Origin of the sequence: Sporomusa rhizae, from assembly GCF_041428845.1 — a bacterium.
GTDB classification, from domain to species: Bacteria; Bacillota; Negativicutes; order Sporomusales; family Sporomusaceae; genus Sporomusa; species Sporomusa rhizae.
This window is the reverse complement of the sequence record NZ_CP156925.1, coordinates 2,049,384-2,070,744: the sequence shown is the minus strand read 5'-3', so window position 1 is coordinate 2,070,744 and position 21,361 is coordinate 2,049,384. Positions and strand designations below refer to the sequence as shown.

The 21,361-nt window shown below is 40.2% G+C and carries 24 protein-coding genes and 3 tRNA genes; 3 read left to right on the top strand and 24 right to left on the bottom strand.

Going from position 1 to position 21,361, the window contains the following annotated elements:
* Window positions 1-87 precede the first annotated feature (87 nt).
* The 8 genes from SRRS_RS09440 to SRRS_RS09405 all read right to left on the bottom strand — a co-directional run bounded on the left by SRRS_RS09440 (window position 88) and on the right by SRRS_RS09405 (window position 7,009).
* Window positions 88-243 carry a hypothetical protein gene (locus SRRS_RS09440; protein WP_371368235.1) on the bottom strand — a complete coding sequence of 52 codons (156 nt, stop codon included), beginning with the start codon at window positions 241-243 and terminating at the stop codon, window positions 88-90.
* A 116-nt stretch (window positions 244-359) separates the two neighbouring features.
* The gene (rnhA, locus tag SRRS_RS09435; RefSeq protein WP_371368233.1) at window positions 360-797 is read right to left on the bottom strand and encodes a ribonuclease HI; all 438 of its coding nucleotides are present in this window, start codon (window positions 795-797) and stop codon (window positions 360-362) included.
* Window positions 798-1,083: 286 nt separating this feature from the next.
* Complete coding sequence (locus SRRS_RS09430; protein WP_371368232.1) at window positions 1,084-1,266, bottom strand: Spo0E family sporulation regulatory protein-aspartic acid phosphatase; 183 nt, start codon at window positions 1,264-1,266, stop codon at window positions 1,084-1,086.
* A gap of 347 nt (window positions 1,267-1,613) precedes the next feature.
* Entirely contained in the window at window positions 1,614-3,332 is a 1,719-nt protein-coding gene (locus SRRS_RS09425; RefSeq protein ID WP_371368230.1) for a methyl-accepting chemotaxis protein, read from the bottom strand.
* A 250-nt stretch (window positions 3,333-3,582) separates the two neighbouring features.
* On the bottom strand, window positions 3,583-4,371 hold the full coding sequence (locus SRRS_RS09420; protein WP_371368228.1) for a basic amino acid ABC transporter substrate-binding protein: 789 nt from the start codon (window positions 4,369-4,371) through the stop codon (window positions 3,583-3,585).
* 280 nt (window positions 4,372-4,651) lie between these two features.
* Window positions 4,652-5,074, bottom strand: a complete 423-nt coding sequence (locus tag SRRS_RS09415) for a DMT family transporter (protein WP_371368226.1) — start codon at window positions 5,072-5,074, stop codon at window positions 4,652-4,654.
* A 267-nt stretch (window positions 5,075-5,341) separates the two neighbouring features.
* The gene (locus tag SRRS_RS09410; RefSeq protein WP_371368224.1) at window positions 5,342-5,524 is read right to left on the bottom strand and encodes a hypothetical protein; all 183 of its coding nucleotides are present in this window, start codon (window positions 5,522-5,524) and stop codon (window positions 5,342-5,344) included.
* 264 nt (window positions 5,525-5,788) lie between these two features.
* A complete protein-coding gene (locus tag SRRS_RS09405) occupies window positions 5,789-7,009 on the bottom strand; it encodes an aminotransferase class I/II-fold pyridoxal phosphate-dependent enzyme (protein WP_371368223.1) in 1,221 nt (406 codons plus the stop codon).
* A gap of 228 nt (window positions 7,010-7,237) precedes the next feature.
* On the opposite strand from SRRS_RS09405, the gene SRRS_RS09400 reads away from it, so the two are divergent.
* From SRRS_RS09400 to SRRS_RS09390, 3 genes are all read left to right on the top strand, one after another.
* On the top strand, window positions 7,238-8,050 hold the full coding sequence (locus SRRS_RS09400; RefSeq protein ID WP_371368221.1) for a CoA ester lyase: 813 nt from the start codon (window positions 7,238-7,240) through the stop codon (window positions 8,048-8,050).
* Window positions 8,051-8,074: 24 nt separating this feature from the next.
* On the top strand, window positions 8,075-8,626 hold the full coding sequence (locus tag SRRS_RS09395; RefSeq protein ID WP_371368220.1) for a MaoC family dehydratase: 552 nt from the start codon (window positions 8,075-8,077) through the stop codon (window positions 8,624-8,626).
* 340 nt (window positions 8,627-8,966) lie between these two features.
* A complete protein-coding gene (locus tag SRRS_RS09390; protein ID WP_371368219.1) occupies window positions 8,967-9,512 on the top strand; it encodes a nitroreductase family protein in 546 nt (181 codons plus the stop codon).
* 49 nt (window positions 9,513-9,561) lie between these two features.
* Here SRRS_RS09390 and SRRS_RS09385 read toward each other — a convergent pair whose 3' ends face one another.
* From SRRS_RS09385 to citD, 16 genes are all read right to left on the bottom strand, one after another.
* Entirely contained in the window at window positions 9,562-9,723 is a 162-nt protein-coding gene (locus tag SRRS_RS09385) for a hypothetical protein (protein WP_371368217.1), read from the bottom strand.
* A gap of 355 nt (window positions 9,724-10,078) precedes the next feature.
* Entirely contained in the window at window positions 10,079-10,558 is a 480-nt protein-coding gene (locus SRRS_RS09380) for a hypothetical protein (RefSeq protein ID WP_371368216.1), read from the bottom strand.
* A gap of 137 nt (window positions 10,559-10,695) precedes the next feature.
* A complete protein-coding gene (locus SRRS_RS09375; RefSeq protein WP_371368214.1) occupies window positions 10,696-11,475 on the bottom strand; it encodes a Zn-ribbon-containing protein in 780 nt (259 codons plus the stop codon).
* A 46-nt stretch (window positions 11,476-11,521) separates the two neighbouring features.
* Entirely contained in the window at window positions 11,522-12,073 is a 552-nt protein-coding gene (locus SRRS_RS09370; protein WP_371368212.1) for a hypothetical protein, read from the bottom strand.
* 273 nt (window positions 12,074-12,346) lie between these two features.
* Entirely contained in the window at window positions 12,347-12,628 is a 282-nt protein-coding gene (locus tag SRRS_RS09365) for a hypothetical protein (protein WP_371368211.1), read from the bottom strand.
* 131 nt (window positions 12,629-12,759) lie between these two features.
* Window positions 12,760-12,835 (bottom strand) — tRNA-Arg (locus tag SRRS_RS09360).
* A 19-nt stretch (window positions 12,836-12,854) separates the two neighbouring features.
* A tRNA-Gly gene (locus SRRS_RS09355) sits at window positions 12,855-12,928 on the bottom strand.
* 20 nt (window positions 12,929-12,948) lie between these two features.
* Window positions 12,949-13,025 (bottom strand) — tRNA-Pro (locus SRRS_RS09350).
* Window positions 13,026-13,138: 113 nt separating this feature from the next.
* On the bottom strand, window positions 13,139-13,696 hold the full coding sequence (locus tag SRRS_RS09345; protein ID WP_371368210.1) for a Fe-S-containing hydro-lyase: 558 nt from the start codon (window positions 13,694-13,696) through the stop codon (window positions 13,139-13,141).
* 14 nt (window positions 13,697-13,710) lie between these two features.
* Entirely contained in the window at window positions 13,711-14,556 is an 846-nt protein-coding gene (locus tag SRRS_RS09340) for a fumarate hydratase (RefSeq protein WP_371368209.1), read from the bottom strand.
* Between the two features lie 14 nt (window positions 14,557-14,570).
* Window positions 14,571-15,800 carry an NADP-dependent malic enzyme gene (locus SRRS_RS09335; protein ID WP_371368207.1) on the bottom strand — a complete coding sequence of 410 codons (1,230 nt, stop codon included), beginning with the start codon at window positions 15,798-15,800 and terminating at the stop codon, window positions 14,571-14,573.
* Window positions 15,801-15,850: 50 nt separating this feature from the next.
* Window positions 15,851-17,275 (bottom strand): aspartate ammonia-lyase, encoded by a 1,425-nt coding sequence (locus tag SRRS_RS09330; protein ID WP_371368205.1) that lies wholly within the window; start codon window positions 17,273-17,275, stop codon window positions 15,851-15,853.
* A gap of 173 nt (window positions 17,276-17,448) precedes the next feature.
* Window positions 17,449-18,495, bottom strand: a complete 1,047-nt coding sequence (gene citC / locus SRRS_RS09325; protein ID WP_371368203.1) for a [citrate (pro-3S)-lyase] ligase — start codon at window positions 18,493-18,495, stop codon at window positions 17,449-17,451.
* Window positions 18,496-18,640: 145 nt separating this feature from the next.
* The gene (citF, locus tag SRRS_RS09320) at window positions 18,641-20,179 is read right to left on the bottom strand and encodes a citrate lyase subunit alpha (protein ID WP_371369779.1); all 1,539 of its coding nucleotides are present in this window, start codon (window positions 20,177-20,179) and stop codon (window positions 18,641-18,643) included.
* Window positions 20,180-20,189: 10 nt separating this feature from the next.
* A complete protein-coding gene (locus tag SRRS_RS09315) occupies window positions 20,190-21,059 on the bottom strand; it encodes a CoA ester lyase (RefSeq protein ID WP_371368202.1) in 870 nt (289 codons plus the stop codon).
* The gene (gene citD / locus SRRS_RS09310) at window positions 21,059-21,349 is read right to left on the bottom strand and encodes a citrate lyase acyl carrier protein (RefSeq protein ID WP_371368200.1); all 291 of its coding nucleotides are present in this window, start codon (window positions 21,347-21,349) and stop codon (window positions 21,059-21,061) included. The genes SRRS_RS09315 and citD overlap by 1 nt, the downstream gene beginning before the upstream one ends.
* Window positions 21,350-21,361: the final 12 nt, after the last annotated feature.

The window sequence follows — 21,361 nt, the reverse complement described above, 5'->3', positions numbered from 1 at the left end:
CTGTCTGAGCAACAGTAGGCCTTGTCCAGTCAATAATTGTATAAAGCCCGGGCAATATCATGTTTTCAATAAAATTGTACCATCAACCTAGCGGTATAATAGGTAGTAACTTGACATTGCAATGCTTAGACGTTCATTCTCATCTAACTCTTCTAAGGCTACAGCCTTACCCGCAGGTATATCCAATAAATCAGGATAAGCATAGTCTTGGTAAACACCTTTCGATTCACGATGTTGTTTCATAGCGTCACTCCTTTCTTTACCTTTATTATGTTTAAAAGCAGCATTTTTACTTCATCTAAAATATAGAAAGGCTTCCGATTACTCGGAAGCCTTGATTTTACGTTTAGCTTAACACCTTACATCCTATTCTTTATCGCCGTTCTTGCCAATAAATCGCACCGGTTATTCTTAGCGTTATCACTGTGCCCTTTTACTTTTACCCAGGTGGCGTTATGACTTTTAAGCAGGTCAATTAGTGCCATCCATAAGTCTTGATTTTCGACCGGCAATTTTTTACTAGTCTGCCAATTATTCATTTGCCATTTCTTCACCCAGTTATCAGTAAACGCTTTGCATACATAAGCACTATCCGTGTAGAAAACAATCTCACATGACCGCTTTAATGCTTCTAACGCCTTTATCGGTCCCATCAGCTCCATCCGGTTATTTGTAGTATGCGACTCATAACCGGATAATTCTTTCTCTACCCCTTTATAAATGAGTATTGCCCCCCAGCCGCCAGGCCCGGGATTCCCGCTGCAGGCACCATCCGTATAAATTTCAACCTTATCCATATAATCCTCATTAGTATTATTTTTTCTATTCTTGCCACGAAACTCATCAATAACGCAATGTGTAAGAATAGAATTATTCAAATTCCAAATTCTACATATTTCACCTATATTCCTTTATAACAATTAACAGTTGTTAAAAAATCTCCTGAAATTCCAAAGCGTAAGCCGATGTTGCCCTTATCCAGGCGAAAGTATACTTCTATCATGATGAAAAAGACTTCCGAGTAATCTCGGAAGTCTTTTCGTATTGCCTGCTAAAGCTAACTACTATGTATAGTATCTGATTTTATTTAAGCATCGGTGCTGAGTTAGATTGCACTTTAGCAATACAGCGTAGGTATTCATTAATGACACTGTCTAATTTTTGACTAATCAATAATACTTCGGGATGAGATATACCTTTTTCAAGAGCAACTTCATGCAAAAGCCGGCGTAGATTTTCAAGCCTTACTAAAATATCCTCCAGCATGATTAATCACACCTTCCCTTTCCACTAATTCCGATACACCTCATGAAATAGTTAACCTACAGTTGAAACATAGTTTGAGGAAGGTTGGTTTTTTTTACTTAAATTCTACCTCTATCATAGCACTTTGTCAATAATAATTATTAATTACTGTCGATTGTTATTTCAATCACTTACCCTGGTCGAGCCCTGCCTAAAAGCTTCATGCTGTAACAAGAGTTGTCTTCTCGATCTACCACAGTAAATTAGCCTGGTAGACCCCGAGTTTTTAACTTTTTAGCTTCGATTACACTAAATAAAAACAAGCAGGCATTAGCTGCTGCTTGTTTTTGTACATAATACTAGTTGAATTATATCTTAAATTTGCTTACCTCTTTTTTCATTTCTTGCGCCATTTTAGTTAATGCTTGACTCGACGCTGCGATTTCTTCCATAGATGCGGACGTTTCCTCAGTAGCAGCCGAAACAGTCTGGGCCTGGCTAGCGGCTTCCTTACTTAATACTTCAATTTGTTCGACGGAATTAACAATTTGCTGATTAGAATTTGCAAGTTCATTAATTCCCCCCGAAATCCCTTGCACCTCAATAGAAACTTCTTCCACTATTTGAACTATACCTTCAAAATCTTTTCCCGCCGCATCGATAGTTTCTGCACCAACTTTAACATCCCGAATTCCTTTTTCCATAGCAATAACTGCTTGATTTGTATCTGCCTGAATTTCACCGATTAAACTTCCAATTTGCTTTGCAGCATCCTGAGATTGTTCCGCTAATTTTCGTACTTCCTCGGCTACAACGGCAAATCCTCGTCCTTGTTCACCCGCTCTAGCTGCTTCAATTGCCGCATTCAGTGCCAATAGATTTGTCTGCCCAGCGATACCTGCGATGGTATCAATAATCTGGCCTATTTCTTTAGACCGTTCACCTAATTTAGTTACCACCACTGATGATTCTGTTACTGATCCATCTATGTTTCTCATCTGGTTAATTGCGGATTCAATCGATCTTTTACCATTATTTGCAGTTTGGGCAGCATTATTAGATTTCTCTGCTGCATTATTGGCTTGTATAGTAATATTCTGAGCCTCATCCGATATTCTTTCTACGATTACGTGTGTAGAGTTTACTGCCTGGACTTGTTGTTCAGCTCCGCTTGCAATCTCGGCAGTAGAGACGGCTACCTGGGTAACGGCCTGAGCCGATTGCTCAGAGTTTGCATTAAGCTGCTCTGAAGCTGCCAAAAGTTGTTCCGCCTGTGATTGTACGGAATTGAGCAGATTTCTTATCTGTGCCTTGGATTTTTGCAACCCATTATAGATATCGCCAAATTCATCAGATCGCTGCAAAGATACATTAACTTTATCAATCAGATTCCCTGATGCAATTTCATTAAGTTCAAGAAGAAGAGCATTCACGGGCTTTGTGATAACGCGCCTTAATATGATACTAAGAATAACTCCTAGTAAAACAGCCGATACCATTAGTACTAAAGAAATTATGGAAGCTCTATTGGATGAATTTTCTGCCTGCCCGACTTGCTCTTTCACCAATTTTGACTCGCGCCCAACGGTATCACTTATTATCTTCTGGTTGGATTGGGTTAATTCGGTTAAAGATTTAATGTTATCAGCAAGTTTTCTATTGATTTCTTCTTTTGCTTGAGAATCAGCCTGTGATTGCGCTTTTAGCAAAGGGATGATTACGTTTAGTATTCCATCTTTGTATTTTGTTGTACCATCAATAAGCTTTTCAACTTCCGCTTTATTCTCATCTGTTGTATATTGAAGCAGTTGATTTTCCATTTCAATTGTTTTTGTCATGCGTTGTTCAAAGCTGGTTTTATATTGATCGTTTCTTTCAACAATATAACGCCGCATATCGAGTGCAGCAGAGGTTAGCTGGTTTTCAATTTGAGATGCTGTAACAGACCTATTGTATCCCGCCTCAATACCTTTAATATCCTGCATAAAACTGCGTGAATTCATAAATGCATTTGTCCCTAATATTACCAACATTACTACGATAACAAAAAGTGCGATCGAAATTCTGGTACTAATTGTAATCCTCATAAACTTGCTCCCCTTCCGCTGTTTACAAAATATATTTAATTAATACTATATTTCCGCAGTCTTGTAACAAATCCTTTCTATTTTTTACCACTCTAGACAAACTTCACTTTAGTATGACAGGAATCGCCCCCTATCAACCACTTAGGAAAAGCATTATACCTTTTTGCAAAAAAGAAAAGCCGAAGAAACACCCTGAATAGGTAATTCTTCGGCCTTTAGTCTGTCTAATCAGCCTAAATGATATATATTCCTATTGCTTTTTGCCAAACCATTTCTCACATATTTTATCGTACTCGCCACTTTGTTTTATTTCTTCAAGGGCTTTATTGATTTTTTCAACCATTTCCGTATTGCCTTTCTTAACAGCAATACCGCAATATAGCGCCCTATGAATATCGCCTACTATTTTGGCGTCTTTTGCACCACCGCCGTTTTTCAGATAATATGCATTTACGGGTACGCTGTTAACTACTGCATCCACGCCGCCGGCCTTTAACTCCAAATTAGCTTCTGAGGTGTTGTTAAATTCCCGAATATCGGCATTAGGCACTTTTTTAGCTTCGGCAGCACCTGTGGTGCCAATTTGTACACCAATCTTTTTGCCCTCTAAGTCATTCCAATTTTTGATGGCAGTATTGTCAGCTCTTACTAAAATATTTTGTCCTGATTCATAATACGGATTCGAAAATAACACTTTTTTGGAGCGTTCTTCGGTAATTTGCATTCCGGAAACAATGGCATCAATAACTCCTGCATCCAACGCCGGAATCAAACCATCAAACTGTGTGCTTACAATCTCTGGTTCATAGCCGGCTTTAGTAAATACCGCCTTGGCCAAGTCAATATCAAAGCCAACATAATCTTTGGTTTTTTCATCTTGGAATTCAAAGGGGGGAAAAGTAGTTTCTGATCCGATCTTAACAACTTTTTTACCAGTATTAGTCGACGCCGCTTGTTTTTGTTGTTGGCCACATCCGGCAAGCAACACTAATGACAGTAAAAAAGCCGCTAATACAAAATACACCATTTTCTTATTCATCTTAGTTATTTCCTCCTTTATCTAGTTAAAACAATAATGTACTAAACAAATTATTGCATATTACTCCTATTTATGCAACCATATGCATAAATATAATTTTGCGATTACTAAATTATTGCGCAACATACGGCAATCAAGTTAATTAAAAATCAGGACAAAAAAAGACTGTCGCTAGTAAACAGCCTTTTATTTCAAATGAGTTACTATCCAACAAGCCGGAAATATTAAAACCTCCTTTTTAGTGGCGAAGAATTATTGCTAAAAAACAAGATTTAGGCTTTTAAGAAGTTTTAGTTAACCAATAAACACCGGCAATTATTAGTAAACAACTGGCAAAGCGTTGTAGATTAAATGGAATTGGCTCGACTCCAAGCAAACCAAAATGATCAACAACACTTGCGGTAATAACTTGACCAACTAAAACTAGTGCAAATACATTCAGAGTTCCTATATTCCCTATCGAAAAAGCAAACCCATACATAGCAAATATGCCTAATATTCCCGATATCAATATCCATGGCGAGACTATACCTTCCATTTTTTGCTGTGTATAAAAAAGCAAAATGAGCCCCAATACAATTTGCACTAATGAAACTCCAACTATCATAACGAATTGACCTGATAGTTTTCCTATATTCGCGTTAATTGCCCCTTGTATTGTCAAAACAATACCTGTTAAAACGGAGGCAACAATGCTTATCATATTTCATTCACCTCCCACTGGACTATAAACTGTATAGCAAAACCTACTTACATTAAGAATAAAAAAGCCAGTAGTTGCTCCCTCCTGAAGTACGCCAGAGCTATTTACTTCCATTTCTATACATTCTGTATAACTCCTTCTTATTGGTATTCCTTAGTTATTTCACTCTAGAGATTGACGGAGCTTGATTAAATCATGTTGCTGTTTTGCTTCGCCTATATTTTTTAGGCAATGCTTGTCCAGTTTTATGATAGCCGGATTCACCGGCTATTTTCTTTTGATACGCTTATTTAATGTCGTTTCCATCCGTTTAACCGCTGATAGGGCGATGTTCAATTTGGAATACGTCATCATGCCTCTACACCGGGCTATGTAGGCATTACCTAAAGGCGTTGTCGGCACAATTTGAAATCCTGCCTTACCAGCGTTGATAACAGCAAAGTGAGACAAAGTTACATGCCTCCTTATCAAACAATAATCTGCTATATCATATTCAACACACTGCTTAATGTGAAAAGGCTCCTTTAACATAACAAGAGACTCCCGATTACTCGGAAGTCTCTTCTTTTGCGAAACAAACAACAAGTTTTTATATCTGCTCCGTCGCGTATTTGTTGATTTATGACACATTAAAAATAAACGTTTTGTTGGCAACATTTTTATATTCCAAGGTTTATTTACTTATATCTATTTGTGAAAACTAAGTCAGTTACATCAAGAACCAAAATTCTTATAGTCTAAAGCAATTTTATTAACTGCCTCTAAGAAACCAGTAATATCCTCCGTATCCATATCAGCTCGCATCATGATTCTAAGCCCTGCACGCCCCTTGGCTACAATCGGGAAAAACACGGCAGACGAATAGTACCCCTCCTCAAAGAGCCTTTTTGAAAATTCTATCGCGTTATTCGAGTTACTCAATTCGATAATACGTATAGGCAAGCCATTATCTTTGTTGGACGTTGGGCATAATTTATCGAATGTGTACAAATTATCTTGCAGTCTATGTTGAAGAGTTTCAAGCTCATCGCTAAGATGAATTTGCGCCGATGCAATAACACCGCCAAGCCCAGCTGCATTCAAAGGCTGAGACCATGCTTGTGGTCCTGAGGACGTATTGATGAAGTCCTCGTATGGCGCATTGTAAGCAGTCAAGATAACTCCACCACACACACCAAAAGCTTTGCCTAATGATGCGACTATAAACGTTCTATCATTAAACGATTTCAATTTCGAACGAACATACCCGACACCATTTTTTCCATATGCAGACAACGAATGAGAATCGTCAAAGTACAAATATAGTCCATATTTATCTTGTAGTTTTTCAAGTTCCTCCACTGGCGCATAACCTCCCATGCTATATGCACCATCTGCAATATATACAATCTTTCTCGTTGGATTTTTCAAACAAACATCTTCAATAAAAGCAAGATCGTTGTGCGGGCATGTCAATATATCAGTCTCGTCTCCACACGATGATTTCATATGTGCCATTGAAAAATGTACAAACTTATCGAAAATCATCAAGGGGCGTTCTTTCTCGGTAAGATATCCTGAGGCAAGCAAAGGCAACATGCCTGACGATGCTGCTCCGCAAGAGAGAGTAACACGTGCTTTGCAGTCAAACACTTGTGAAAGAATTGCTTCAGCTTCATCTATAAGTGACAAACCAATTCGAAGTCTCGATGTTGGTAGAGTTACTGTATTTGCTCTTTCCAATCCTTGTATGGCACCCTGAACTATCTTTGGGTGCCTGTCAAGACCAAGATAGGAACAGGAACACATATTAATAAATCTGTGATTGTCAGATGTAATTACACGATTAGTATCTGTGTATCGAACTCGAATATCGCTTAAACCGCAATCCTTTAAGCTATTCCAGCTTTCGTTGCCAAATTCAATCATTTTTTGTACATTACCATATTTTCCCATAATCATTCCCCTTTACCCTAATAGTGAAGATGCTTAAAGTAACCCCACATCATGTTACCATATATTTCCATACACGGTCAATCCGGTTTATTTTGAGGTTTATTGGAAGAATAACACGATTTTAGAATGTAATAAATTCCTAAGTTACCCATATATTAACACCGGGGTGGTTAATTAAATAAAATTAAAATAGTGCTAAGTTTGTAAATAAAAAAAGAGGTGGGGAAAATGCAAAATAAAAAATTTAGAAGTTTTTTATTTACACCAGCGATTAAGATTAAGTCTTTAGAAAAAGCAAGAGAAGTGAATGCCGATATTGGTATCCTTGATTTAGAGGATGGAGTTCCTAAAGAGCGAAAAGCAGAAGCTAGACGAAATGTATTTAACTTTTTTCAGATCCAACCCAGTTTTGCCACAGGTCTAAGAATAAATAAATTAGAATCTGAAGAAGGAATTAAAGATATATTATTGCTACTTCATATGAAGAATGTTCCAAACTTAATTATTGCTCCCATGGTTGAGTCCGCTGATGAAATTAAAATTGTTAGGAATTTATTATCGAAAAAACCGCTAATTAAGTTATATTCCACGCTGGAAACTCCTAAAGCATTATCGTGTATAAATGAAATTGCTAAGGTAAGTGATGGGCTTATATTTGGCTCAGCTGATTTTTCAGCCTGTATGGGAATTAATATTACGTGGGAAGGATCTTTATTGGCGCGAAGTTTATTAGCAGCAGCTGCTGCAAGTAACGAAATTCCTGCTATTGATACTGCCTGTTTTAATTTAACAGATAGCCTGGAGTTGGAGAAAGAATGCTGTAATGTAAAAAAACTTGGGTTTACGGGAAAAGCGGCCATTCATCCCTCCCAAGTCCAAACTATAAATTTGAATTTTTCTCCTTCCGAAGACCAAATTAATTTTGCCAAAAATATAATCGCCGAATATAATCGTTCCCAAGGTGGGATATCTCGTGTTTCCGATACAATGATTGGACCACCATTTGTAAAAATGGCTAAACAAATATTAGGTATTGCTTAATTGATAAAGATGGGAGCAGATTTGATGAAAGAATTAGTTAGTGCCCATATTCAAATTGAAAAAAACCGTTATAGAGAAACAAACGGTTTATATTTTGAAGATTTTGTTGTTGGCGATATTTTTGAACATAGACCAGGAAGAACAGTGACAGAAATAGATAATGTATGGCAATCATTGATCAATATGAATCAATGTCCGTTGCATATTGATGATAATTATTCACAAAGAACAGAATTTAAAAAACCATTAGTATCAAGTTTGGTTACTTTTTGTATTATAAATGGGATGACAGTCACTACAATGAGTGCTAAAGTGATAGCAAATTTGGGTTGGGATAAAGTCCGACTAACAAATCCTGTCTTTGTTGGTGATACACTGTATGCTGAAAGTGAAATATTGGAAGTCAGGGAATCAAAATCACGTCCAACACAAGGAATTGTTAAGATAAAAACAACTGGAATAAAACAAGATGGGACAGTTGTCATGATTTGTGAACGAACATTTCTCGTTCCTAAAAAAGGCAATGCGGTTAGTTATTCAGTACTCGAGTCAACCGCTACTATAGTTTCTAAGTAATTTCCAAATTTATAAAAAAAACAAAGCAATGCAAAGTCCACACACAGGGGATATTTTTTTTGTTTGCTTTACTTTTTTTAGTGACAGCCTCGGTAGTGTTAGGTCTACCTACCACCCGTGGCATTTATAAAACAACGCCGACTTTGGAAAAAACAAATCCCAAATCGGCTGTTTCATTAAGGCGTCTCACCAGCTAAATGCGTATTCCGTAAGCTAACTATTTTCCTACTTATGACTATGAAATTTCTCTTAGCATACGTTTTGCGTATTTTACTGGCGAGACCCATTCAATTTACTACTTTCCGTAGCCTTGATTAGTCTGGGATACTATTGAGCAAAAATGAAAGGAATGGTTATAAAAATGAGTTCCTTAATGGGATGTATATTAAACCGTAGAAGTATTAGGTCCTACACATCACAAAAAGTAGAACCCGAGGATATAAAAAAGATACTAACAGCCGCTAGTTGGGCACCCTCCGGGAATAACTTGCAGCCATGGAAATTCTCAGTGGTAATGAATGATGAAAACCTAATTAAAGAACTTTCCTCTTTAACAATTTTCCAGAATTGTCTAGAAAGTTCTCCCTGTTTAATAGCAGTCTTTTTAGATACTAAAACAATAGATAATCAAATACAAGGCATTTATTTAAAACATGTACTAGCCATCGGAGCTGCAATACAGAATATGTTACTTGTTGCCCAGGAAATTGGATTAGGTACTTGCTGGATTGGTGAGATATTAAAAAATGAAGACAAGGTAAAAAAACTATTAGGCGCTTCGGACGATTTAGAATTAATGGCGGTTATAACCGTTGGATACTCAGCTATAGATTCCATCACTTCCGATAGAAGAGATCTTGCCGACAGTATTATAAGCTGGTTATAGATAGACAGTAAAACACCCCCGGCACGCGCCAGAGGCTTAGTTTTCCTACTTAATAGTCGTCTTCACTGGGTAGGTAATCCGAAAAATAAACATTAGTACTACCGCATTTAGGACAACATTCTAAATATCCACCGTCGCCTATTGGTTTCAATACTGCTTTCTCTGCATCAAATACTGTTCCACAACTCATACATTTAGTGATTTTTGCCATTTATTTGTCTCCTTTACTAAATTCCCTAAAAAAATAATAAGATGTAAACTTCGCCGCGCCTTGCCTTGCCACAACGGCATTATTATAGCACAATCTGGGAAATATGTTACCTTTATATTTAGTTATTATTTTACATGTTTATTGTTATTCTGCCAATAAAAAAGTCGCCCGCCAAGACGAACTCGGCAGGTGACTTTTTCTTACTCTATTGCACATCTAGCTTAGTAGATGTCACCCATTTTTATACAAATTCTTTCGCTATTATTATCTTCATGAGTTAATGAATCTAGTGGTTATTCCTACAATTAATTCTTGGATGTTTAACTGCTGTAGTAATAGGTTAGTAGGCAGACAATTAGTGCCCTCTAATATCTAAATCTGCTGAATATCCTCCGTCATATATTAGCATTATATAATATTTAGAATAATCCGGAGAAGGTTTAAGTGTGTCAAACGAAATGCTACCATGTTCAAGATACTCGGTTTCTAGTTTATTACCTTTAACAGGTAAAACCTGTTTTTCAACTTTATGGTTTACGTCATTCTTCGCAGTTTGAAAAACTATTCCATCATAATATTGCTGTATTTCCTCTAGTGACAAATCAGATTTAACTAATATACATGCTAAAAAATCCATACCGTTACCATTACCATTCAGTTTTCCACAAATAGTTTTTGATTCAACCAGTGTAATATTCTGCGGTAAAGTTTTTAGCTGCTGCGCAAAAGCGAACAATCTATAATCATTGAGTAACGGAATAAAGATAAAAAGTGACATTACAAATATAAACAAAGATACAATCATATATGTAATAAGTTTAATTAACTTTCTCATCTCAATCTCATTTCTTCAGAAATACTTAGTGCGAAATAGGTGTTGGATGCTTTACTATATAATTTTCCAGTAAAATAATTAACTCAGTCTTGTTTCATCATTCTATAAATATGTTAATACAAAAAGAGGGTCTCTTATTACTCAGGGCTTGGTCGAACTGACCAAGCAACATTTGATAACAGCCTGCATTTTTTACATCTAAAATCAAATAATCCATGAAGTGGCTCACGAAGTAACCATTCACCGTTACAAGATGGACATTTCCTTGCTTGTTCTGCCTTCAATCCCTTACCGCTTGATTTTGGCAGATAGTAGTATGTAGGTATTCCAGTAGCAATAGTTATTCGGTTACAAATGTCTCTCCCTCTCTCTGTTAGACTACTATCGTATTTCGATAGCTGCGCAAGGCCAAAGCGCTCCCCTGTGCTACAGTTCATCTGAAGCGTATCACAAGCTTTGTAATCACTTTCCCAAGTAAGGACATCTACGTATTCGCCATCCTTAGTCACAGGCAATCGATACAGAGGTATGCTCCCAAAACAATCTCCGCATTGGATAGGTGATTCAAGTGATACATATGTCGTATATAAAATATAAGACTTCGGTTTAACACATTTGCATATATGGTTACTATATAGCTCTGATCCCAACACTCTCCATGAATATTCAACACCTAACTCATCCATTTTATCAAGCCATTTAAGGACATAGGTGTTTGCTATACACTTAACTAAAGAATTCTCTTCGGGTACAAAAAGAAAGGTCTGATATCCTTCTCCAACGCTTACTACGGGATATTCTCGACCCAAAATCTGTCCATTCATCCGTAAGGCACCTAATAAAAGATCAATCACTTCTTGTACCTTCTCAATATCATAAGTTACAGTAGGTTTAAAGATACCTTCTACCACAAACATGATTCCATTCTTCCTTTTTAGAAGTTTTCACCAGTTATACATTTGATTACTGCCTATCCGATTCGTGCAGCGGCGTTCTTCTCCAAGGGTACTCTTTGAGAAGTATTGACTCAAGATCATCATACTCTGAGTGATAGTAATGCACATGTGGGCTTGGAATGTTTACTGACTCCTTCTTCAAACCGATTTTGTCAATAATATGTAGGTGGCCACCTGTAAAACCATATAAATATATTAGATTATGTCGGTCATATACGATAGTTGTATTTGTTTCAGGTGAATAAAACCAAATATCATGGCGTGCGTCTTTCTCAAAGAAGTCTCTAAATTGGTTGAGAATCACACTAATTTCGTCGTAAGCAAACTCCTTACTCTGATATCTGCCTGGTTCTTCACCATTACGTGGAGTATGTAAAATATATAACAGGTAAAACGGCCCATTAAGAGCAGCCATTAAATCTAATATAATGTCAATATGGCTCTCTGCGAGTCCCATTACTATTCTTTGATAGTTACTGTTTTGCTCAACATTATATAAATTAGAGTATTTATATTCCTGGGATTCGTTATTGCTGTGGCAACCGAATTTAAACATCATTCTCACATCCCCCGATTTCGCAAACTTACTTCCTTTGTTATTTCTATTTTCTTCCTAGAACCACAAAAACCTTTATAGCCAAAAGTAGCCTGTGTAGTTTGACAAGGTCAGGCTTAAGTTATGTTTTTCATCTATTACTTTATCTTTTTTCACTATGAATATCAGGCAAAAATAAGAATTAAGCACTCTGACTTCTGTAAAAATATAAATCGGGAGTGTAAAATTAAGTGTGTAAGTTCGAAAGAACTTCTGCACTTAATTTTACACTCCCGGCTATAATGCTTTTCTTATTCTGTTTATATCCTCGTCATGCTGTACACTTTGCCGTGTTAAATATCTAATACTTTCACTCATTCTATCTTGATTCTTTTCCACTTCTTCAACTTTTCTGTAAGTCTTTTCAAGTATACCTAATATAGCAGAATCAGACTCTTTAAGGCTTTTAAATTCCGCTTGCATTGTGGCTTCTATACGTCCCTGACCATCCTTAAGTTCCTGAACCTCTGCTATTAATCGTTTTTGACCTTCTACTAATTGCCTTAGTAACTCTTCCACCCTATCACCTCTTAGTAATTATTATAGCATACTTTTTTAATATTAGCTGTGCTTATAAAGAATAAACACTAAACAAATACCATCGTTTACACAACAAAAGACTTCCGAATACTCGGAAGCCTTGATTTCCCTGGCACGCCTGGTAGGAATCGAACCTACGGCCAACCGCTTAGAAGGCGGTTGCTCTATCCTCTGAGCTACAGGCGCATTATCCTTTTAAATAAAATGGAGCGGGTGAAGGGAATCGAACCCTCGTAGCTAGCTTGGAAGGCTAGTGCTCTACCATTGAGCTACACCCGCAACAAGGTCTTTTTATAAAGTGGTCGGAGCGGCAGGATTTGAACCTGCGACCCCCTGGTCCCAAGCCAGGTGCTCTACCAAACTGAGCCACGCCCCGTAGTCACAAAACATATTATACTGATATTTTATTTGTTTGTCAAGCAACTAGTTCTAGTAATTTTTAGCGGCTGCCAACCACCATTTTTTTGGGGTTGGCAGCCGCTTCATTTTTTACAGATCGCGGTATTTAGCTTGACCTTCTGTATAGAAGTTACGGCCTTCGCTGTCAATAACAACGATTGCCGGGAAGTCTTCTACTGTTAAACGGGCCAGAGCTTCAGGACCCAGATCTTCATAAGCCACAACTTCATACTTCTTAATGGTTTTGGCGATGAGGGCTGCTGCACCGCCGGTAGCAGCAAAGTATACTGCATCATGTTTTTTCATGGCTTCTACAACTTCCGGAGTACGGTAGCCTTTACCAATCATGCCGCGTAAGCCTTGTTCAAGCATGCGCGGGGTATAGGCATCCATACGGCCGCTGGTGGTAGGACCGGCAGAGCCAATGGCTTTACCGGGCTTAGCAGGAGTAGGTCCAACGTAATAGACAATTTGATCTTGGAAATCAACAGGCAGTTGTTCGCCTCGGTCTAAGGCTTCTACCATACGTTTATGTGCTGCATCGCGAGATGTATAAATAGTTCCGGTGATAAGGACAAAGTCGCCCGCTTTAAGCGCTTTGGCTTTGTCTTGAGTCAGCGGGGTGACAATTTTGATAACGTCATTCATTGAAGCAAGCCCCCCTATAGTTCAACTTCGGCGTGGCGAGTGGCATGACAGTTGATATTGATAGCCACAGGCAGTCCGGCAATATGTGTTGGATAGTATTCGATATTAACAGCCAATGCGGTAACCCGGCCACCAAGACCCTGGGGACCAACACCGGTCTTATTAACTAAATCTAAAAATTCTTGTTCCAATTTGGCGTATTCAGGATGGGTGCTACGTTTGTTAATTGGACGCAGTAAAGCTTTTTTCGCTAAAAGCGCAGCTTTCTCCATAGTACCGCCAATGCCCATACCAACTACGATTGGCGGGCAAGGATTGGAACCGGCATTAAAAATAGTTTCGGTAAGGAACTTTCTAATGGCAGGCAAGCCCTCAGCCGGTTTAAACATTCTAAGTGCGCTCATGTTTTCGCTGCCAAACCCCTTAGGAGCCAAAGTAATTTTTACTTTATCTCCAGGTACAATGGTAGTGTGCAACACTGCCGGAGTGTTGTCACCGGTGTTTTTACGGTTAAACAAAGGCTCGGTAACAACAGACTTACGCAGGTAACCTTCGGTATATCCTTTGGCTACGCCAGCGTTAACAGCCTCAAACAAGTCACCGCCGGTAATATGTACATCTTGTCCAATTTCCATGAATATAACAGCCATACCGGTATCCTGGCAAATAGGTACTTCTTCGTCGCGAGCAATACAAGCATTTTCCACCAGTTGGCCAAGAATAGCTTTTCCTAATGGAGATTCTTCACGCTCTTGGCCGGCTTCTAAGGCCTCGCGAATATCATCTGATAAGTAGTAGTTAGCATCAACTGCCATTTTAGCAATAGCTGCTGTGATCTGAGAAACATCAATTGTACGCATTTTGTCCTCCTTACTTAACGATTACGTGCAACGCGTTCGGCTGTTTTCTTGCGAATTTCTTCCGGATCTACTTTTATGCGAGCCACACCGGTGTCCATAGCTGCTTTCGCAACAGCGGCAGCAACGGCAGGAGCAACCCGTGGGTCAAAAGCGTCAGGTACAATATAATCTTCTCTGAGTTCATTTTCCGGAATTAATTCTGAAATTGCGTAAACAGCCGCAATTTTCATAGCTTCGTTAATTTGGCGGGCTCTTACATCCATCGCTCCCCGGAATACTCCCGGGAATACAGTTACATTATTAACTTGGTTAGGAGCATCCGAGCGGCCAGTTCCCGCAATTCTGGCTCCGGCAGCTTTCGCTTCCTCGTAGCTGATTTCGGGAACAGGGTTAGCCATAGCAATAACGATAGCATCAGTATTCATACTTTGGATAATCTCTTTGGTGAATGCACCAGGAGCTGACACGCCAATAATAGCATCGGCGTTTTTAGCTACTTCGGCCAGATTGCCTTCGAATTTAGTCAAATTTGTAACTTTAGCCAACTCAGTTTGCACCCGGTTGAGTCCAGGCATACCTTTATACAGGGCGCCATGAACATCAACCATGATTACATTCTTAGCTCCAGCATTGACTAACAGGCGGCCGATAGCCGTACCAGCAGCCCCAGCACCGTTTACTACGATTTTTGCGTTAGCTAAGTCTTTTTTGACAAAACGCAGTGCACCAATAAGTGCTGACACACCGGCAATAGCTGTACCATGTTGATCATCATGGAACACCGGAATGTCCATTTGCTCTTTTAGAGCATCTTCAATGTCATAGCACTTAGGTGAAGAAAAATCTTCTAAATTTATACCGGCAAAAGTAGGTTGCAGAAGTTTAACTGTTCTAATGATTTCATCAGGGTCTTTAGTATCAAGGCAGATAGGTACTGCGTCAACATCTCCAAACATTTTGAACAGCACTGCTTTGCCTTCCATTACCGGCATAGCTGCTTCAGGTCCAATGTCACCAAGACCCAAAACACGGGTACCGTCCGACACAACGGCAATCATATTGCCACGGCAGGTAAGTTCAAAGGATAGGTCTTTGTTTTCTTTAATATCTTTGCAAGGTTCAGCAACTCCGGGAGTATAGGCCAGACTGAGGTCATGGCGGGAGGATAGAGGCACCTTTGAGGCTACTGCCAGTTTACCTTGATTTTCGCGATGAAGTTTTAATGCGGCTTCACGTACATTCATGTGGTTAACCCCCTACTATATTAATTTGCACGGTTCAGCTTAAATAACAATTAAGCTATATCTAGTTTATCATTATTTAAGTACTTTTTTCCAGCAATTCCTGGCTTGGTCATTTCACCTGGTGAAAGGATAACTTCCAACTGCTCGGCAGGAATAAGGCCTTTGGCTTTAACAATTTCTTTTACCGGGCGTGAGGTATTTATAGCCTCTTTCGCAATAAGAGAGGCTTCCTCATAGCCAATATGCGGCAGAAGAGCTGTAACAATTCCAATGCTGTCATTTACCAGCTGCTGGCAACGGATATCGTTTGCGCCAATATTCATAACGCAGCGGTGGTTAAGTATATTCACGGCATTCGTTAATATAGTAAGCGAATTAAACAGATTATATGCTATAACCGGTTCCATAACATTGAGTTCAAATTGACCGGCTTCTACTGCTAAGCTGATAGCTTGGTCGTTACCAATAACTTGGAAGGCAACTTGGTTAACCATTTCAGGAATTACAGGGTTAACCTTGCCTGGCATAATGGAAGAACCTGGCTGCATTGCCGGTAAAATGATCTCGTTGAAACCACATTTCGGGCCGGAAGCCATTAGTCTTAAATCATTTGCCATCTTGGACAGACTCAGAGCACTAACTTTCAGCGCACTGGAAAACTCGGCTAATTCATCGGTGTTTTGGGTTGCGTCAACAAGGTTAGTAGCTGAGATAAAGGTCTCATCTGTCAACCAGCTGATTTGACGAACCACTTCCTCAATATACTCTGGTTCGGCATTTAGGCCAGTACCAACAGCTGTAGCCCCCATATTGATGGCTGACAAGTTCTGCATAGCGCGTTGTACACGTTTAGCTGCCCGCTTAACCCCTGCCGAGTATGCCGCAAATTCTTGCCCTAAGGTAATAGGCACAGCATCCTGCAAGTGAGTGCGGCCCATTTTAAGAATATCACTGAATTCTTCGGATTTGCGGGTTAAACTGTCAGACAGCATTGTCAATTCCTGAATTAAACGATTGGCTTTTTTTATAGTGGCAATACGAATAGATGTAGGAATGACATCATTGGTTGACTGAGCCATATTTACATGGTTGTTCGGAGAAACTATGTTGTATTCGCCTTTATTGTGGCCCAAGATTTCCAGGGCGCGATTGGCAATTACCTCATTGGCGTTCATATTCATGGATGTTCCGGCACCACCCTGGATGGCATCAACAACAAACTGATCATGCCATTTACCAGAAATAATTTCGGCGCAGGCTTGAACAATAGCGGCCCCGATATTAGTCGGCATCCGGCCTGTTGTCATATTAGCCTTGGCTGCCGCTTTTTTTACAATAGCTAAAGCAACAATAAATTCTTTATCCAGTTTGTGTCCGGTAATCGGGAAGTTTTCTACCGCCCGTTTGGTTTGTACACCATAATATACTTCACTAGGTAATTCAATTTCTCCAAGAAAATCATGTTCAATACGCATTAGTAAGCCTCCCCAACGAAAGATTTTATTGTTCAATAACAATTGCACACACTGAAACAATCATTTTGAACTGAATTATCAAAATAATTATAACATGTACTCTGTATTTTGTATACAATATTCTCTCGTTCGGGAAAAATACATTTTTTTTGCAGAAACTTGCTGCTGTCGACCTAATGCCTGGAGAAGCTTGATTTAATTTTATCTATAATGGGCTTGGCCTCAGGTGAGATTATGTACTGGTAGGTTGTCTCAGGAACCAATTCTTTAAGACTATCCCACTGCTCCTGTCGGATAAGTTCTCTGACTCTTGACGCGCTAATAGCTTGTCCGCTACTGGTAATCCGCGGCATAACAGCTAAACTTATACCGAACTCAGGCAGAATCTCGGCCAAAGCCTCGTTATAGCAGTTGGTTGTAGCACAGTACGGCTCATCGCCTACATAACGTTTGGTAATATTCAAGGCTGGTGCAATATGGCGGGCAAAAACGGTGGCATCAAGCCGGGTTTGCGCAGCAACAGTGGCTGCCCCTTTAGTAAAATAGCCAGGAAATGTAGCGGAAGAAACAAGATACTTACCAGCAGGTACAACCAAAACATTTTTTAGATCGGCAAGTCCTTCTTCTACTAAACGCAGACGGACAGAAAACGGGAACAGCGATTTATCTTCACTAACAACAAAAACTATAACTGCTTGGTTTTCTTCTGCAGCACGGGTAATTACCGCCTTATGCCCCAGGGTGAAAGGATTGCAGTTGACAACAAGCGCCGCCCGCGGTCCAGCCGGCAATACCTCAGCTTTTTTAGCTATTTCCCGGCAATAACTTTCAATGGAACCCATTCCTGATTCCAGCAATACAACATGAGGCTCAGCTCTCGCTATTTCTTTAAAGCCGAGTGCCAAAAACATCGCAGCGGCAGACGGTTTGGTAAAAATGAAATAGTGATAAATACCACGCTGTCCGGCCTGCTGAATGAGATGACTAACAACATTGGCTGTTAAGCCTTCGCCTTGAAGTTTGGGAGAAACAGCTATGTTTCTTAGAATCTCACCCGCTAAAGAACCTGTTGCAATGATTTGGTCATTTTGATAAAAAGCTACCGTATAATCGACAACTCCGTCAAAACTCAGTTCAAAGTCTGCCAGGAAAGTGCGGACTGCTTCTACTTCTCTGCTATTATCCAGGTTTATTTCTCTTATTTCGTAATTAGCCCACATACCAAGTTCCCCCTCTGCACCACACCAGGTTTTATAAAGGTTAGTCACAGGATAAAGTAATGAGATTGCCACACAATTCGCAGTTTAGAACAAACAGTTATGTTCTAATACCGCGAACCAATGAGCAATCTCATATCATTATTAATTATCCAACCTGTCTAACAACGTCAATTACTGTGCCGTCACGATATTCCACAATAGCAACTACTTTATCAAGTGTTTTGATGCTTTCGGGAACACCGGCAATTTGCTCTGCCAGTTGCTTTAACTCTTCAGCACTCTTAAGCGGCAGTCCTGCAGCTTTGAATTGCTCCTGAAGATCTGTGCGGCGTGGGTTTACAGCTACACCACGTTCCGTAACTAACACGTCAACAGTTTCACCAGGGGTGGTCGCGGTCAATACTTTATCCATGATGATGGGTAAGCGTCCGCGCAATAGATTGGCAACAACAATTGTAATTTTGGCGCCGGCAGCAGCATCACTATGACCGCCGGAGCCGCCCATGATTACACCGTCGGAACCGGTTACCACGTTAACATTGAAATTGGTATCTATCTCGGTAGCGCCCAAAACCACTGCATCGAGTTTGTTAACAGCGGCGCCCATGTTGAACGGGCTGGCGTAGAAGTCAGCACCACACTCAAGATGGTTAGGGTTATTGGCTAAAGAGCGAACTGCATCCAAGTCAAAGCCCTGTACATCAATAAGATTTCTAAATAATCCTTTTTCCAGCATTTCTACCATATAGCCGGTTATGCCGCCTAAAGCAAAACTACCAGTAACGCCGGATTCTTCCATCATTTGACGGACATAGTAAGCGGCCGCTAACGAGGCGCCGCCAGCACCAGTCTGGAAGGAGAAACCGTCTTTTATAAGGTCGGCAGCTTTAATTACTTTAGCTGTAGTTTCAGCAATTCTCAGACCTACAGGATCGCGGGTTATTTTAGTTGTACCGGACACTATGCCTTTAGGATCGCCAATGCAATCTACTTTAACAACATAGTCTACTCTTGTTTGTGGAATAGAGATCGGAGAAAGCGGATAAGGAACCAAGTTATCGGTAATGGCAACTACATTGTCTGCGTATTGTGCATCCGGGAATGCATATCCCAGCGAGCCGCAAGCCGCCTGACCCTGTACGCCGTTTAAGTCTCCATAATCATCAGCCGTAGGAGCTGCAATAAAGGCAACATCAATTTTTAACTGGCCGCATTCAATGGCTCTGCCCCGGCCGCCATGTGTTCTAAGAACAACAGGATGCGGGAACAGACCGCGCGATACTGCCTGTGCTACCGGACCTGACATATAGTTGGTGTCCAGTCTTGTAACAACACCAGACTTCACGTGTTCAATAATCGGCGCATGCACTGGAAAAACTGAGCTCATTGCCAGTGTTAAATCTTTAATGCCTAATTTAGCGGCAACTTCCAGTACCATATTAACAACACCATCGCCATTACGGAGATGATGATGGAAAGACAATGTCATACCATTAGTAACGGGAATACGTTTAAATACTGTTTCTAAGTCTTCAACAAGCTTTTGCTCACCAGGTAAAATACGTTTAACTTTCGGCGCTTGGCGCGTCATGTCGGGTTCAGTAGCAAAAGCACCGGCAAACGGTTTTACCTTGCCATAGCCTTCAACATATTCGGGCAGACTACGTCCGATGGCATTTTTTATCTGATTCATATTAAGCCTCCTCTGCCAAGCCCAACAAACGGGCCAGGAACAGTATGCGCTCAGCTCTTGCAACAATTGGTGCATCAACCATCTTGCCGTCAAGCGAAGCCACGCCGGAACCTTCGGCTTCGGCTTTGCGAATAGCTCTCAGCACCCGCTGTGCCCAATCAATGTCACGTTCGGTAGGATTAAATACGCTATGTATGTCATCAACCTGCCGCGGGTTAATAGCTAGTTTTCCTTTGAAGCCAAGCCGTTTTGCCAAATCAGTGTCAGCAATCAAACCTTCCCGATCGTTTACATCAGTAAAGGGAGTGTCAATCGACTGAATACCGGCAGCAGCGGCGCTGTTTACTACAGTTGTCCGTGCGCTGAAAATTTCAGTTCCTTCTTTGGTACGTTTTGCCCCCAAAGAAGCAGTATAGTCTTCAGCACCAAAAGCCAAAGCTACTACTCTTTCATCCGCTTTAGCAATTTGATAGGATTCAGCAATGCCACTAGGAGTTTCCAAAAGCGCAATCAACTTAACCGGTGTTTGACCCGGTTGTTCGGCAGCAGCTACCATACGAACTACTTCGTGAATATCTTCTGCTTTTTCCACTTTGGGAACCAATATGGCGTCAGGACGGCACGGTACGATAGCAGGAATATCTTGACGGCCAAAAGTATCAAGCGGGTTAATGCGCACAACTTTTTCGCTGTTGGCATAGTCCACTGTTTTTAAAGCTTTAGAAACTAATAGACGCGCTGCATCTTTTTCTAAAGGTGCTACAGCGTCTTCGAGGTCAAGAATAATTGCATCGGCACCAAATACTCCGCCGTTTTGCAGCATGCCCGGATTATTGCCAGGCATAAATAACATAGTCCGGCGCAAGTCCATTATATCAGCTCCTTCTGGAGAATAACACCGGCCCGAGCCAGAGCCGTCAGGGTACGAGCCTGAATTGTGCAATCAAGTGCTCCCCTGTCAACCGCTTTAATGTATATATCAATAACGTTTTGCTCGGCTAAGGTAGAGGTAATTACCTGTTTTATTGCTTGGCCATATTGAGCCAACACAATGCTTTCCAGCTCGATTTCAATTCCGCTGCCTTTAGCGCCGGGAGCTACCGTTATCATAATGTCGTTAGATTCAAGAGTGCCGGCATGCGCCGGTTTAAGTTCGTTCATACTAACCTCCTA